The sequence below is a fragment of the Tardiphaga sp. genome, from assembly GCF_044340795.1.
In the GTDB taxonomy this organism is placed as follows: Bacteria; Pseudomonadota; Alphaproteobacteria; order Rhizobiales; family Xanthobacteraceae; genus Tardiphaga.
This window is the reverse complement of the sequence record NZ_JBIISY010000176.1, coordinates 1-12,915: the sequence shown is the minus strand read 5'-3', so window position 1 is coordinate 12,915 and position 12,915 is coordinate 1. Positions and strand designations below refer to the sequence as shown.

General features: G+C 63.9%; 15 protein-coding genes. 2 read left to right on the top strand and 13 right to left on the bottom strand.

Annotated features, from left to right (window positions below; genetic code table 11):
• The 4 genes from ACIQ17_RS23640 to ACIQ17_RS23625 form a co-directional block, all read right to left on the bottom strand.
• Nucleotides 1-496, bottom strand: a 496-nt coding sequence (locus ACIQ17_RS23640; RefSeq protein ID WP_398471639.1) for an ATP-binding protein, incomplete at its 3' end; no start/stop codon positions are given.
• 111 nt (nucleotides 497-607) lie between these two features.
• On the bottom strand, nucleotides 608-766 hold the full coding sequence (locus ACIQ17_RS23635) for a hypothetical protein (protein WP_398471638.1): 159 nt from the start codon (nucleotides 764-766) through the stop codon (nucleotides 608-610).
• 156 nt (nucleotides 767-922) lie between these two features.
• Entirely contained in the window at nucleotides 923-1,258 is a 336-nt protein-coding gene (locus tag ACIQ17_RS23630; RefSeq protein ID WP_398471637.1) for a hypothetical protein, read from the bottom strand.
• Nucleotides 1,245-1,478, bottom strand: a complete 234-nt coding sequence (locus ACIQ17_RS23625) for a hypothetical protein (protein WP_398471636.1) — start codon at nucleotides 1,476-1,478, stop codon at nucleotides 1,245-1,247. Before ACIQ17_RS23625 ends, ACIQ17_RS23630 begins: the two co-directional genes overlap by 14 nt.
• 105 nt (nucleotides 1,479-1,583) lie before the next feature.
• On the opposite strand from ACIQ17_RS23625, the gene ACIQ17_RS23620 reads away from it, so the two are divergent.
• Complete coding sequence (locus tag ACIQ17_RS23620; RefSeq protein WP_398471640.1) at nucleotides 1,584-2,654, top strand: methyl-accepting chemotaxis protein; 1,071 nt, start codon at nucleotides 1,584-1,586, stop codon at nucleotides 2,652-2,654.
• A gap of 70 nt (nucleotides 2,655-2,724) precedes the next feature.
• On the opposite strand, the gene minE is transcribed toward ACIQ17_RS23620, so the two are convergent.
• The 7 genes from minE to ACIQ17_RS23585 all read right to left on the bottom strand — a co-directional run bounded on the left by minE (nucleotide 2,725) and on the right by ACIQ17_RS23585 (nucleotide 7,040).
• The gene (minE, locus tag ACIQ17_RS23615; protein ID WP_398471635.1) at nucleotides 2,725-3,012 is read right to left on the bottom strand and encodes a cell division topological specificity factor MinE; all 288 of its coding nucleotides are present in this window, start codon (nucleotides 3,010-3,012) and stop codon (nucleotides 2,725-2,727) included.
• Nucleotides 3,009-3,824 carry a septum site-determining protein MinD gene (gene minD / locus ACIQ17_RS23610; RefSeq protein ID WP_398471634.1) on the bottom strand — a complete coding sequence of 272 codons (816 nt, stop codon included), beginning with the start codon at nucleotides 3,822-3,824 and terminating at the stop codon, nucleotides 3,009-3,011. The genes minE and minD overlap by 4 nt, the downstream gene beginning before the upstream one ends.
• Before the next feature lie 18 nt (nucleotides 3,825-3,842).
• On the bottom strand, nucleotides 3,843-4,535 hold the full coding sequence (gene minC, locus ACIQ17_RS23605) for a septum site-determining protein MinC (RefSeq protein ID WP_398471633.1): 693 nt from the start codon (nucleotides 4,533-4,535) through the stop codon (nucleotides 3,843-3,845).
• A 262-nt stretch (nucleotides 4,536-4,797) separates the two neighbouring features.
• Nucleotides 4,798-5,352 carry an NUDIX hydrolase gene (locus tag ACIQ17_RS23600; protein ID WP_398471632.1) on the bottom strand — a complete coding sequence of 185 codons (555 nt, stop codon included), beginning with the start codon at nucleotides 5,350-5,352 and terminating at the stop codon, nucleotides 4,798-4,800.
• Nucleotides 5,353-5,465: 113 nt separating this feature from the next.
• Nucleotides 5,466-6,281 carry a 3-keto-5-aminohexanoate cleavage protein gene (locus tag ACIQ17_RS23595; protein ID WP_398471631.1) on the bottom strand — a complete coding sequence of 272 codons (816 nt, stop codon included), beginning with the start codon at nucleotides 6,279-6,281 and terminating at the stop codon, nucleotides 5,466-5,468.
• A gap of 3 nt (nucleotides 6,282-6,284) precedes the next feature.
• On the bottom strand, nucleotides 6,285-6,629 hold the full coding sequence (locus ACIQ17_RS23590) for a RidA family protein (protein ID WP_398471630.1): 345 nt from the start codon (nucleotides 6,627-6,629) through the stop codon (nucleotides 6,285-6,287).
• 87 nt (nucleotides 6,630-6,716) lie between these two features.
• Nucleotides 6,717-7,040, bottom strand: coding sequence for a hypothetical protein (locus tag ACIQ17_RS23585; RefSeq protein ID WP_398471629.1), 324 nt, complete (start codon nucleotides 7,038-7,040; stop codon nucleotides 6,717-6,719).
• A 154-nt stretch (nucleotides 7,041-7,194) separates the two neighbouring features.
• Between ACIQ17_RS23585 and recQ the strand changes: the two genes are divergently transcribed.
• Nucleotides 7,195-9,048, top strand: a complete 1,854-nt coding sequence (gene recQ, locus ACIQ17_RS23580) for a DNA helicase RecQ (RefSeq protein WP_398471628.1) — start codon at nucleotides 7,195-7,197, stop codon at nucleotides 9,046-9,048.
• A gap of 113 nt (nucleotides 9,049-9,161) precedes the next feature.
• Here the strand turns inward: recQ and ACIQ17_RS23575 are convergent, their stop codons facing one another.
• Together ACIQ17_RS23575 and lysA are read right to left on the bottom strand one after the other, a co-directional pair.
• Entirely contained in the window at nucleotides 9,162-11,741 is a 2,580-nt protein-coding gene (locus tag ACIQ17_RS23575) for a TIGR02302 family protein (protein WP_398471627.1), read from the bottom strand.
• Between the two features lie 237 nt (nucleotides 11,742-11,978).
• Nucleotides 11,979-12,915, bottom strand: a 937-nt coding sequence (lysA, locus tag ACIQ17_RS23570) for a diaminopimelate decarboxylase (RefSeq protein WP_398471626.1), incomplete at its 5' end; no start/stop codon positions are given.

Here is a 12,915-nt window from a genome sequence, read left to right as displayed (position 1 = left end):
TCTCGAATCCGGCGCCGCCCGTCGACGTCCACGTAAACGCATCATGGGTACCGGCGCGGCGCGAGGTGACGATGATCTTCTCGGCTACCATGAAGGCCGCATAGAAGCCGACGCCGAACTGGCCGATCAGGCCGGCGCCATCCTTGGCTTCGGTGAGGCGCGACAGGAACGACTTGGTGCCGGATTTGGCGATGGTGCCGAGATTGTCGATCAGCTCCTGACGATCCATGCCGATACCGGTATCGACGATGGTGAGCGTGTTCGCTTCCTTGTTCGGAATGATCGTGATGGTCTGCGTCTGGCCTTCAGGGACCAGCTGCGGATTGGCGATCGCCTCGTAGCGCAGCTTGTCGCAGGCATCCGACGCATTGGAGACGAGTTCGCGCAGGAAGATGTCGGTCTCGGAATAGACCGAGTGAACCATCAGGTTCAGCAATTCGGCGACTTCGGCCTGAAACGGCTGGGAAACGGGTGCAGCGGTGTCGGTGGTCGTCATGAATGAGCCTGATACACAATAAGGGGAAGACGCCGCATATAACGGCGCGATTTTGCAGAGTCCATGGCCATGGCCGAGGCTCCGCTCTCCCCTTAACTAGTGATGTCGGGCTCAGGCTTCCAGAGCCACAGCATAGGCATTTTCGAGCATCGCCAGGCATTCGCGCGCACGGGCGCGGCCAACTTCATTGGCGATCTCGGAAATTTCGCGCAGATCGCGGATCGCCAGGTCGACGGCGGTGAAGATGTCGATCTCGCACTCATCAGCCACGTCGTTGATCGGGGCCGTACGCTTTGGGAATGGAATGACTACGCTCACTGGACAACCGCTCTGCACGAAAGGGACACGCACGAATCACAGGGGCACATTTGGCCAGCGAATGGTTAAGCGAATGGATAATGACCTCGCGCGCGTTGCTTCCGCGTCTCAGCGCAGCCAGCGCACTTGCGGGACCAGGCCGCTTTCCGCTTCGTCGGATGGTTGTTCGGTCGGTTGAATGGCGGGCGCCTCGAGCGCAAGCGGCGCGACGGGCGGCGGCAATTGACGCGGCGCAACACTCTCCTGACCGCGCCGAAAGGCTTCATCTTCCAACTGTCTGCTGAAATAGCGAAACAGTTCGGTGGCCCGCTTGCGCTGATCGTCCGTCGCGGCGGAGGCGATCAGGAAGATCAACTCTTCCGACAATTCGGACGTGGTGGCACCCAAGGGATCAGCCGTGTGATCGCTGGCGCGGTCGTCGATGTGATCGTCAATCACGGGCATGGCAGGCCGTCATCCGGTCTTGGTGGTGGTCAGACCGTGCTACCTGCAGCTGGTTGATATCCAGTTGTTCCAAGGCATTCACGCGAAGGTCGCGCTTTTCGTGGTTAACAAAATGATAACATGCCGAGCTTTGCGCAGTGGCCGTAACCCAGACCCATTTCGCCGCCGGCCCAGCAGCCTGGAGCAAGCCAGGCCGGGCATGATCGGTAATTTCCAGCACCGCCCCGGTCCGCGAGGCGGAAAATTAAGTCGTCATTAAGCATAAATCGGCGACAACTATAGGTATTAGATTGCTGTCAACGAGGACGCAAAGATGGTTCTGGCGATGAATCAGAGCGCTCATTCCGCGCCACCTGCTGCAGGCGAGAATGACGGGGTCGCAGACATCTCCGCACTGATTGCCCGCCTGACCGGCGAGGTCAATGAGATCGCCTGTGAGAAGACCAAGGCGATCCAGCACATCACCAACCAGATGAAGATGCTGGCACTGAACGCGCTGATCGAAAGCTCGCGCGCCGGCGCCCAGGGCGCGGGCTTCGCCGTGGTCGCGCAGGAAGTACGCAATGTCGGCCAGCAGGTCGAAGCAATTGCGCGCGATCTGGAGTCGCAGCTGACCGCACGCACCGGCAGCCTGATGTCGTCGATCGAAAAGATGACCGATCGCGCCCGCGGCGAACGCATGGTCGACCTGGCGCTCAATGCCATCGAGCTGATCGACCGCAATCTCTATGAGCGCACCTGCGACGTGCGCTGGTGGGCCACCGACTCCGCCGTGGTCGATGCCGCCGCCCAGCCCGACGACGCGGCAGCCATTGCGCATGTGTCGGAACGCCTCGCCGTGATCCTCGGCGCCTACACCGTCTATCTCGATCTGTGGCTCTGCGACATGCAGGGCAATGTCATCGCCAGTGGTCGTGGTGACCGCTACGCTGCGCGTGGCCAGAACATCGCCGCGACATCCTGGTTTCGTGATGCGCGCAATCTGCGCTCGGGCGACGAGTATGTGGCCGGCGATGTCGAACGACAGCCATTACTCGGCAATGCGCAAGTGGCGACTTACTGCGCCAGCGTGCGCGAAGGCGGCAAGGCCAACGGCCGTGCCATCAGCGTGCTCGCCATCCACTTCGACTGGGAAGCGCAGGCCCGCGCCATCGTCGAGGGCGTGCGCGTGGACGACGACAGCACGCGCGTGTTGCTGGTGGATTCGAACTTGCGCGTGATTGCCTCGTCCGACGGCCAGGGCTTGCTCAGCGAACGCATCTCGCTCGCGCTGAACGGCCGCAACAACGGCTTCTATCAGGACCGCTCCGGCAGCCTGGTCGCCTTCCATGCCACCCCCGGCTACGAGACCTATCGGGGCCTCGGCTGGTATGGCGTCATCATTCGCGGGAGCTGATTTCAACTATGAAAAGGCGGCGCTCTTTACGAGCGCCGCCCTCATTTCAAGTTCCGTGCACCGGAAACGATCAGCCAGCCAGACGGCTGGGCTGGATGCGGCGCGTGTCATGAGGCAACTCGATATCGACTTCGAGCGTCGAGACGCTGTCGTCGCGCTGCATCCTCACCACCACGCGATCCGGATCGATTTCAACATGCCGGGCCACGGCAGCGAGAATTTCCTCGCGCAGCACGCCGAGGAGTTCGGACTGGCCGCGCATGCCGCGCTCATGGGCGAGCAGGATCTGAAGCCGTTCCCGGGCAACAGGAGCTGTGGCAGGTCGACCACGGAGCAACCGGAGAAGTTTCATGGTCATGCCGCCCTCCGACCGAGGAAGCGCTGCATGAAGCCCTTGCGTTCGACAGGAACCGTCATTTCCACCAACTCGCCTTCGAGACGTGCTGCCGCATCCATATAGGTACGGGCAGCGAGGCTCTGCGCATCATTCAGGGTGACCGGCGAGCCGACATTGGACGCACGCAGCACGTCCTGGCTTTCCGGAATGATACCGACCAGTGGCGTCGCGAGGATTTCCAGGATGTCGTCGATGCTGAGCATTTCGCCGCGCGAGGCACGCCCCGCATCGTAGCGCGTAATCAGCACATGTTTCTCAACCGTCTCTCCGCGCTCGGCGCGCACCGTCTTGGAATCCAGCATGCCGATGATGCGATCAGAATCGCGCACCGACGACACTTCCGGATTGGTCACGATCACGGCTTCATCGGCAAAACGCATCGCCAACGTGGCGCCACGCTCGATGCCGGCCGGGCTGTCACAGATCACCCAGTCGAATTTCTCGCGCAGTTCGGCGATGACGCGACCCACGCCTTCTTCCGTCAACGCATCCTTGTCGCGGGTCTGCGAAGCCGGCAGCAGCCAGAGAGTCTCGAGACGCTTGTCGCGGATCAGCGCCTGCGACAGCTTGGCGACGCCCTGGACCACATTGACGAGATCGAACACCACGCGGCGTTCCGCTCCCATCACCAGATCGAGATTACGCAGGCCGACGTCGAAGTCGACGACTACAACGCGCTTGCCACCAACGGCAAGCGCGGCACCAAGCGCGGCAGTCGAGGTTGTCTTGCCAACCCCACCTTTGCCCGATGTGACGACTAGGACCTTACCCATTTCAATTCCTCCGGCGCATCAGTTCAGCGCTGTGATTTTCATGACCTCGCCCTCGAGCCAGGCCTGGGCCGGTCGATTGCGCAGCGCGGGATCCATGCCGTCCACGGTCTGGTAGTAACCGTCGATGGCAAGCAGTTCGGCTTCGAGCTTATGGCAATAGATTCGTGCGGCGGGATTACCATTGACACCTGCCATGGCACGCCCGCGCAGCGCGCCGTAGATGTGAATGGAGCCACCGGCGACGATCTCAGCGCCGGAGCCGACCGAGCCGATCACGGTGACATCGCCTTCAGCGAAATAGATCGACTGTCCCGAACGCAGCGGGCTTTCCAGCAACAACGACTTCGATTGCGGCTTGGCTGCTGGCTTTGCTTCCGGCTGGGCCTCGATCAGGCAGTTGCGACCGCCGCTCAGAAGTGGCGGAAGGCCATGCCCGACCTTGCTGGCATCGATGCCCTCGATACCGAGGACGCGGATATTGCGGTCACCGAGACTACCGATCAGATGCAGGATCCCGGAATGGCTGAGCTCAACCGCCGACAGATCGAGAACCACCGGGCGGCCTGTAAAAAAGTCGGCGGCCTTGGCGATGGTGGCATCAATCTCGGCGAGCCAGTCGACGATCGGAACCGTTGGCGTGAACGTGAACGCCATATAGGACCGCCCCCGAAACCGGGCGAGCGGGCGCTTCTGTTCTGCCGTTGCAGACATGGATCGACTCACTGTCCTTAGCGAATTGTTAAGAGGGAAAGTGCGGCCGATATGGTTAACGAATCCTTACTGGGCGGACGCAGACGACCGACTTTGACGGTAATTCAATCCGCGTGTGACATTCGCATCTCAATCCCGCGATGGGCGAGCCAGCACCAAGGAGCGGCGCCGAGGCTGGATTCAGCATTCAACCGACCTGCTCCGACTTAAGATATTGAAATAATGTGATTAATATCCGCGCCACTCGGGGGGAGCGGGGCGGCTAAGCGCCGCCGTTGAGCCAGCGGCGCAAGCGGGCGAACCAGCCGACAGCCGCAGGGTTCGCCCCCGGCAACTCATCCGACGCGGCAGCTATTGCCGCCGGCTCGACGGTCTGGGGCAAGGCTTGCGTGAAGGCTGCGGCCTCCTGCGTCGCCGCCAGTGCCGCCGGTCCCACCTGGGCGAGAAACGCATATTCGTGATGCCGGGTCAGCCGCTTCAGCGCCTGGTCGAGCGGTAGCCAGGCAACCTCGGCGATGTCCTTCATCAGCCTGCGCGTTGGCGTCTCGTCGGCTTCCATGTGCCAGAAATGCACGACCTTGGTGCGCTCGCCGAGTGGATAGGCCAGCGTGCCCAGATATTGCTGCACCGATGCGGAATGGCCGGTCTCTTCCAGCACCTCGCGCTGGGCGGCGTCGAGCGGGGTCTCGCCGTCGTCGAGCTTGCCCTTGGGCAACACCCAGTCGCCACGCTTGCGGAGGCAGACCACGGCGAATAGCGGCGTGGCTTCGCGCCTTACGACGATGCCCCCCGCAGCCATGACGATCTCGCGTGCCATCCTGCTCACATAGCCGGATTGCCGGCGAATACAACCGATCTGTGACACCCGGTGCGTGCAGGGCGGGATGCAACCACCCTGCGCAGAACCGTCACACGGCCGTCATGGACGGTTCAGCCCGCGGTCGCCGCACGTAGTTCGCCGGCGGTTGCGACCTTCAGTCCCACCGCCGCGATGGCAGTGCGCGCGGCGGCAACGAGGTCGTGGTTGCCTTTTGCCCGGGCACCATCCGGCAGCAACTCGTTGTTCTCGAAACCGACACGGACATGGCCACCGAGCAAGGCCCCGGCCGTGACGCAGGCGGTCTCCCGCGCACCGAAGGCGCAGAGGCTCCAATGGGCAAATTCCGGCGCGTCCGGCGCGAGGAAGGGGAGCAGATCCGAGGGGCTCGATGTCTGCCCCGCCGTGTAGCGGCCGAGCACATAGAGCACCGGCAGGCACGCGAATGGGATCAGGCCGCGTTTCTGGAATTCAGCGAGCCGGATGGCATCGTTCACGTCGTAGAGAATGATCTGCGGCACCACGCTTTCGCGCTTCATCCAGCCGAGCAGATCGGAGAATGCTTTTTCTTCACCCGCATCCGGCACCAGTTCGCGCAGCGCCAACGAGGCCGCTTCCGGCTTCACCGCCTGCACCACAGCACGCTGCTCGGCCGGCGTGTATTTGCCGAGCGCTTCCGACGTGATCTGGATGACGAGTTTGTCGCCGACCGCACCGCGGATCGCGGCAATGGCGTCGCGATAGGCATCCGCATCGAGCAGATGGCTGCCATCGGCGTTGCGCACATGGGCGTGGATCATCGCCGCGCCGGCGTCGAGACACTGCGCGGCCACCACCGCCAGCTCCGCCGGTGTCAGCGGAACGGCGGGATGATCGGCCTTGACCTTGCGGCCGCCGTTGGGGGCGACCGCAATGGCTGTAGGCAGCATGATTTACGGAATCGCTGCGATGACGGCGATCTCGACCAGGATGGCCGGATCGGCAAGCTTCGATTCGACGCAGGCGCGGGCCGGACCGACTTCGGGCACCCAGGCGTCCCAGACCGTGTTCATGGCGTCGCGGTCATTGATGTTCGGCAGCCAGACGGTGGCGCTGAGGATGTTGTTCTTGTCGGTGCCGGCTTCCTTGAGCAGCGCGTCGATCTTGTCGAGCACCTGCTTGGTCTGCGCCTTGACGTCGCCGCTGTAATCATCCGGCACCTGGCCGGCGAGATAGACGGTGTTGCCGTGGATGGAAGCCTGGCTGAGACGCTTGCCGGGACCGAGACGCTTGATCATGCGGAGCTCTTTCATTGCTGGAGCAAAAAACGGCGCGACCATTCCCGCTCGGGGGACCGCCGTCAAGAGCAGGGATTCAGAGTCGCTCTACTCCGCAGCGCGGGCGCGCTTCACGGCATCGTCCATCAGCGCCTTCGGCGCCGGCAGGCGCAAGCGACGACCGTGCTGCAGATAGAGCAGCGCCACGCGCTTGGGATCGGACAGGTTCCAGAATTCAACTGCCGGCAGACGGCCGAGCAATTCAACCGGCGGCTGATGCGCAATCACATGGGCGAGCACCATCGTCTTCGGTCCTTTCCTGAACCGCTGACGCTTTTTCCGCGCAACATTCTCATTCGCCGCCTGCCAGCGAATACGCGGCCGCGGCTTGCGATTGAGAAGCCAGGAAAACAGGCGCAAAATGAATGGCATACGGCTTTTCTTTTTGCCCGGTTGCGGCGCGGCCGGCTTGCTCGCGCCTCCCCATGTCATAGAACTTGCATTCACAGCGGTAAAGCGGCGTGATCAAGGCGAAGGGCCGCCGTCACCGATATACGCTGTCCACGAATCGGAATAGACCACCACCATGTCCGTTCCCGGTACCGCGCGTAAATCCGCTGCTTCGCCCGACGCACTCGGCGCCGACGCGCTTGCACGGCTCCATGCAGTGTTCGGCCTGCCCGGTTTCCGTGGCGAGCAGGAGCAGATCGTCCGCCACGTCACCGATGGCGGCAATTGCCTCGTGCTGATGCCCACCGGCGGCGGCAAGTCGCTGTGCTACCAACTTCCCTCTCTTCTGCGCGACGGATGCGGCATTGTCGTGTCGCCGCTGATCGCCCTCATGCGTGATCAGGTCGCAGGCCTGCTCGAACTCGGCATCAATGCCGCGGTGTTGAATTCGACGCTGTCGTGGGAGGAAGCTAATGAGGTCGAGCGCCGCCTGCTCGCGGGGGATCTCGACCTGCTTTATGTGGCGCCGGAACGGCTGGTGAATCCGCGCTGCCTCGCCATGCTGGAACAGGCCGACATCGCGCTGTTCGCCATCGACGAGGCGCATTGCGTGTCGCAATGGGGGCACGACTTCCGCCCGGAATATATCGGCCTCTCCGTGATCGCGGAGCGCTTTCCCGATGTGCCACGCATCGCGCTCACCGCCACTGCGGATGACCTGACGCGGGAGGAAATCGCACAGCGCCTGGGCCTCACCGACGCGCCGCGCTTCGTCTCGTCCTTCGACCGGCCGAACATCAAATACGAGATTGTCGACAAGACGAATTCGCAGAAGCAGCTGCAGGCATTCATCAATGACCGGCATCCGAACGATGCCGGTGTGGTCTATTGCCTGTCGCGCGCGAAAGTCGAGGACACCGCGCAGGCATTGAACAAGGCCGGCATCCTCGCGCTGCCCTATCATGCCGGGCTCGATGCGCGCACCCGCGAGACCAATCAGGACCGCTTCATCAATGAGGATGGCGTGGTGATCGTCGCCACCGTTGCCTTCGGCATGGGCATCGACAAGCCCGATGTGCGCTTCGTCTGCCATCTCGATCTGCCCAAAAGCGTCGAGGCCTATTATCAGGAGACCGGCCGCGCCGGCCGTGATGGCAAGCCGTCCACCGCGTGGATGGCCTATGGCCTGCAGGACATCGTGCAGCAACGCCGCATGATCGACGAATCCACCGGCTCCGATGCGTTCAAGCGCGTGTCGATCGGCAAGCTCGATGCGCTGGTTGGCCTTGCCGAGACCATCGATTGCCGGCGCGGCCGCCTGCTGCGCTATTTCGGTGAGGAAACCACCGGCACCTCATGCGGCAATTGCGACAACTGCGTCTCGCCGCCAAAAGTCTGGAACGGCTCCGTCGCTGCGCAAAAGCTTCTGTCCTGCGCCTATCGCACCGGGCAGCGATTTGGCGCTATGCATCTGGTCGATGTGCTGATCGGGCGGCTGACCGACAAGGTGAAGCAGTTCGGCCATGACAAGCTGTCGGTATTCGCCATCGGCTCCGAGCTCACCGAGAAACAGTGGCGCGCGGTGATGCGGCAACTGGTGGCGCGCGGCTTCCTCTATGCGGATGCGGAGCAATACAACTCACTGAAACTCACCGAAAGTGCGCGCGGCGTGCTGAAGGGTGAGATCGAACTGATGTTCCGCGAGGAGACCGCCGGCCGCAGCCCGCGCAGGAATTCACGCCGCGGCGCCCTGGCGGCACCGAAGAGCGACAACGCCGATGCGGATCTGGTGTCACGCCTGCGCGCCTGGCGTGCCGGTGTGGCACGCGAGCGCAATGTGCCGGCCTATGTGGTGCTGCATGACGCGACCATCGACGGCATCGCCAGCGAACATCCGACCACGCTGAGCCAGCTCCGCGAGATCGCGGGAATCGGCGACAAGAAGCTGGAGCATTATGGCGCCGATATCCTGGCGATCGTGAATGGATAGGAGCGTCGACGACCGTAGGGCGGATTAGCGAAGCGTAATCCGCCGCGGAGTTTCAGCAATGAACTCGGCCGGCGGATTACGCCTTCGGCTCATCCGCCCTACGGGCGCGTCTCTCAATAATCCTTCAGCAGCCGCTCGATGTAATCGAGCTCGATCTGCGGGCGAGTCGTATCACCGAGGCGACGGCGGAGCTCTTCCAAAATCCGGCGCACGCGCTGCACATCGATCTCGCCCGGAATCTTCACCGACAGGTCGTCGCCGAGATCGCGGCCGCGCAGCGGGCGGCCGAGCGGGTCGTTCTGGCGGGCGGCGCCCTGCTGGCGGCCGGGATTGTTGCCGGGGCCGTCCTGGCCCTCGCCTTCGCCCGGCTGCATCTGCTGGGCGAGGCTCTGGGCGCCCTTCCGCAGGGCTTCGAGCGCGCGGCCCTGCGAGCCCACCGCGCCATCGGCATCGCCGTCACCGAGCTGGCCGCCGGCATCGCCCATGGCGCCATCGGCATCACCGAGTCCGTCGCCGTCATCGCCATCCTGATCGCCGCCCTGACCGGGCTGCTGGCCCTGCTGCCCCTGACCTTGCTGGCCCTGTTGCCCCTGCTGGCCTTTCTGTCCCTTCTGGCCCTGGCCCATGCCCTGGCGCGCCAGCTGATCCTGCAGCTTCTTGAGACGATCGCGCAGGTTCTGCTGATCCTGCTGCAGGTCGCCCATATTCTTGTCGCCCTGCTGGCCGCGGCGGCGCTCGCCGCGCTGGTCCTGACCTTCCTTGAAGGTCTTGTCGCGGAGCTGCTGCTGCTTGCGGATCATGTCGTTGAGTTCGTTCATCGACCGCTGCATCTCGTCGTCGCCGCCCTGGCCGGGCTGCGCCATCTGCAGGTTCTCCAGCATCTGCTGCATCTGTTCGAGCAGCTGTTTTGCAGCATCCTTGTCGCCGGAGCGCGACAGCCGCTCCATGCGCTCGATCATGTTGTTGAGATCCTGCTGCCGCATCACCTTGCTGTTCTTGTCGAGCGGGCGCGCGAGCTGCTGCGGATTCTGCTTCATCTGCTCGGCGAGCTGCTTGAGGAACTTGTCCAGCGCCGCACGCAGATTCTCGGTGAGCTTCTTGATCTCTTCGTCGCTGGCGCCGCGCTCCAGCGCCTGCTTGAGTGCGTCCTGTGCGGCCTTCAGCGCCTTGTCGACATCGGTGATGTCGCCGTCCTCGATGGTGACGGCGAGCGACCACAGGCTGGCGACGACGTCCTTCAACGCATTGTCGGTGCGGGCGCGCTGCGCCTGGGTCAGTACGCTGCGCAGGCCGAGATAATGGCCGGCATCCGGCGTGAAGGCTTCCGGCGCGATCATCAGCGCTTCCAGCGCGAAAACGACCTGATCCTTGTAGTTGGCGTCGAGCGCGAGATTGCGGCGCTGCTCGATCAGCGCGCGCGGCAGTGGCTTGGTGAACAGGCGCTCCGGCAGGCGCGTTGCGACGGCTTCGCTCTTGCCCTCATTGCCGGCTTCATCCTTGGCGGTGAGCGTCAGCGTCACATCGGCGCCGGCATAGGGATCTTCGGAAAGATCCTTCACCGTCTGGCCGACGCCGTTGCGGGTGCGTGCATTGGGAAGCACCAGCGAGAAGGACGGCGGATCGAACAGCGGACGCGGCTTGGCTTTGCCGTCAGACGGACGCGCAGCGAATTGCGCATGGGCTTCGGTGACGCCGTAATCGTCTTCGAGCTTATAGGCGAGCAGCAGCGAGCCGCGGGCCTGACGCTCGGGATCCTTGGCGAGCGAGATGCTCGGGGGGCGATCGCCCGTCGATGTGAACTTCCACACCGGCTGGCCCGATGGCGCACGTACCTGCGCGGTGCCATCGCCGGTGATGCTGTAATGTTTTTCGTTGGTGCCGGCCGGCGCGTCGGCCGCGGGCGGCACCTCGGCCACACCACCGGTGAGCGCGACATCGAGTGCGCCGCCGCTGGAGCGCACGATCAGCGTCGAGCCCGACGGCACCGCCATGGCGGCAGCATCGGGACTGGTGGCGTTGTTGTTGGCAGCGGACAGGATGATCGGTGGCTTCGCCGTATAGGGCGGCGGATTGACCCAGGCATCGACGCGCACATTGGAGGGCGTGACGATCCCCTTCCAGTCGAACGCCGCCATGATGCGCGCACCGCGTTCGCCACCAGCGGCGAACCAGGTGGCCACCAGCAACACCACGACCAGCGCACGCAGCGCGACGGGATCATGCAGCGGTAGGCGCGGTGACGGCAGGCCGGCGCGGATGCGCTTCAGCGAGGCGAGCGTGCGCTCCCGCTGCGCCAACCACAGCGCGCGGGCGAGCGGGTCCTGCGACGACAGCGTATCGGTGAGCGCGGTAGCCGGGCGATGGCGGATGCCGGAGCCACGATCGAGACGTGCGAGGCCTTCCTCGCGCGAGGGCCAGCGGAAACGGATGAGGGGGACCACCGTGGCAATGAGCGCGATGACGAACAGCGCAAGGCCGATGGTGCGCGGGATCGGCGACAGGACCAGCCACAGCCCAGCCCATGAGGCGACGAGAAACAGTCCGACGACGGAGAGAATGCGAGCCAGCGACGGCCATGCGCGCTCCCAGCCGATCGACCAGCACGCACGCTGCAGCGCCTGCGCGAGCTGAAGCTGCGCAGCGGCAGTCGTGTCAGGTGGGGTCTCTGGGCGGACGGGTGGCGTGGCGCTCAACGACGATCTCCGCGGTTTCCGAAACAGAGCCTAGCACGGCGGCGGCAATGAGGCATGTGCCCTGGGGCGGGAAGTCACATGCAAGGGCGGGGCCGGCGGGAGTGGGGAACCGGTGACGGGGTCACGATGGCGTGACTACCTGTCGTCACCCGGCTTGACCGGGTGACCCAGTAGACGCCAACGCCCGAGTTTACTGGATCGCCCGGTCAAGCCGGGCGACGACAGTCGAAGGGGCTCTCACAGCCAGGGCGCGGCCTTGTCCATCGCGATCAGCTCCTCGACCTCGACCCGTGGCCGCACCACCGCATATTGATCGTCCTTCACCAGTACTTCCGGTATCAGCGCACGGGTGTTGTAGGTGCAGGCCTGCACGGCGCCATAGGCGCCGGCGGTCATGATGGCGACGAGGTCACCGGATTTCAGATCCGGCAGCTTGCGGTCCAGCGCGAGATAGTCGCCGGTCTCGCAGACCGGGCCAACCACATCCACCGCCGCCAGCGTCGCGTCCGTCGCGGCTTCCGCCACCGGCAGGATCTCGTGATACGCCTCGTACAAGGTCGGGCGGATCAGATCATTCATCGCGGCATCGATGATCACAAACGTCTTGCCGTCGCCGTGCTTCACATGGATGACGCGCGCGATCAGGATGCCGGCATTGCCGACGATCATGCGACCGGGCTCGAACATCAGCGTCGCGCCGAGATTATGCGTCACACGCTTGACCATGGCCGCATAGGCCGACGGCTCCGGCGGCACCGCACGGTCCTCGTAATAGGGAATGCCGAGACCACCGCCGAAATCGACGTGATCGATGCTGTGACCGTCACTGCGCAGCACCGTGACGAAGTCGGCGAGGATGCGGAACGCCTGCTCCATCGGCGCGAGATCGGTGATCTGGCTGCCGATATGCATGTCCACGCCGGTGACCTTGATGCCCGGCAGTTTTGCGGCACGGGCATAGACCTCGCGCGCCTTGCTGATGGGAATGCCGAATTTGTTCTCGGACTTGCCAGTTGAGATCTTGACGTGCGTGCCCGAATCGACATCGGGATTCACGCGGATCGAAATGCGCGCGGTGCGGCCCATCTCGCTCGCGAGCTTCGACAGCAGCTCAAGCTCGGGCTCGGATTCAATGTTGAGGCAGAGAATGTCTTCGTCGAGCGCGAGGCGCAGC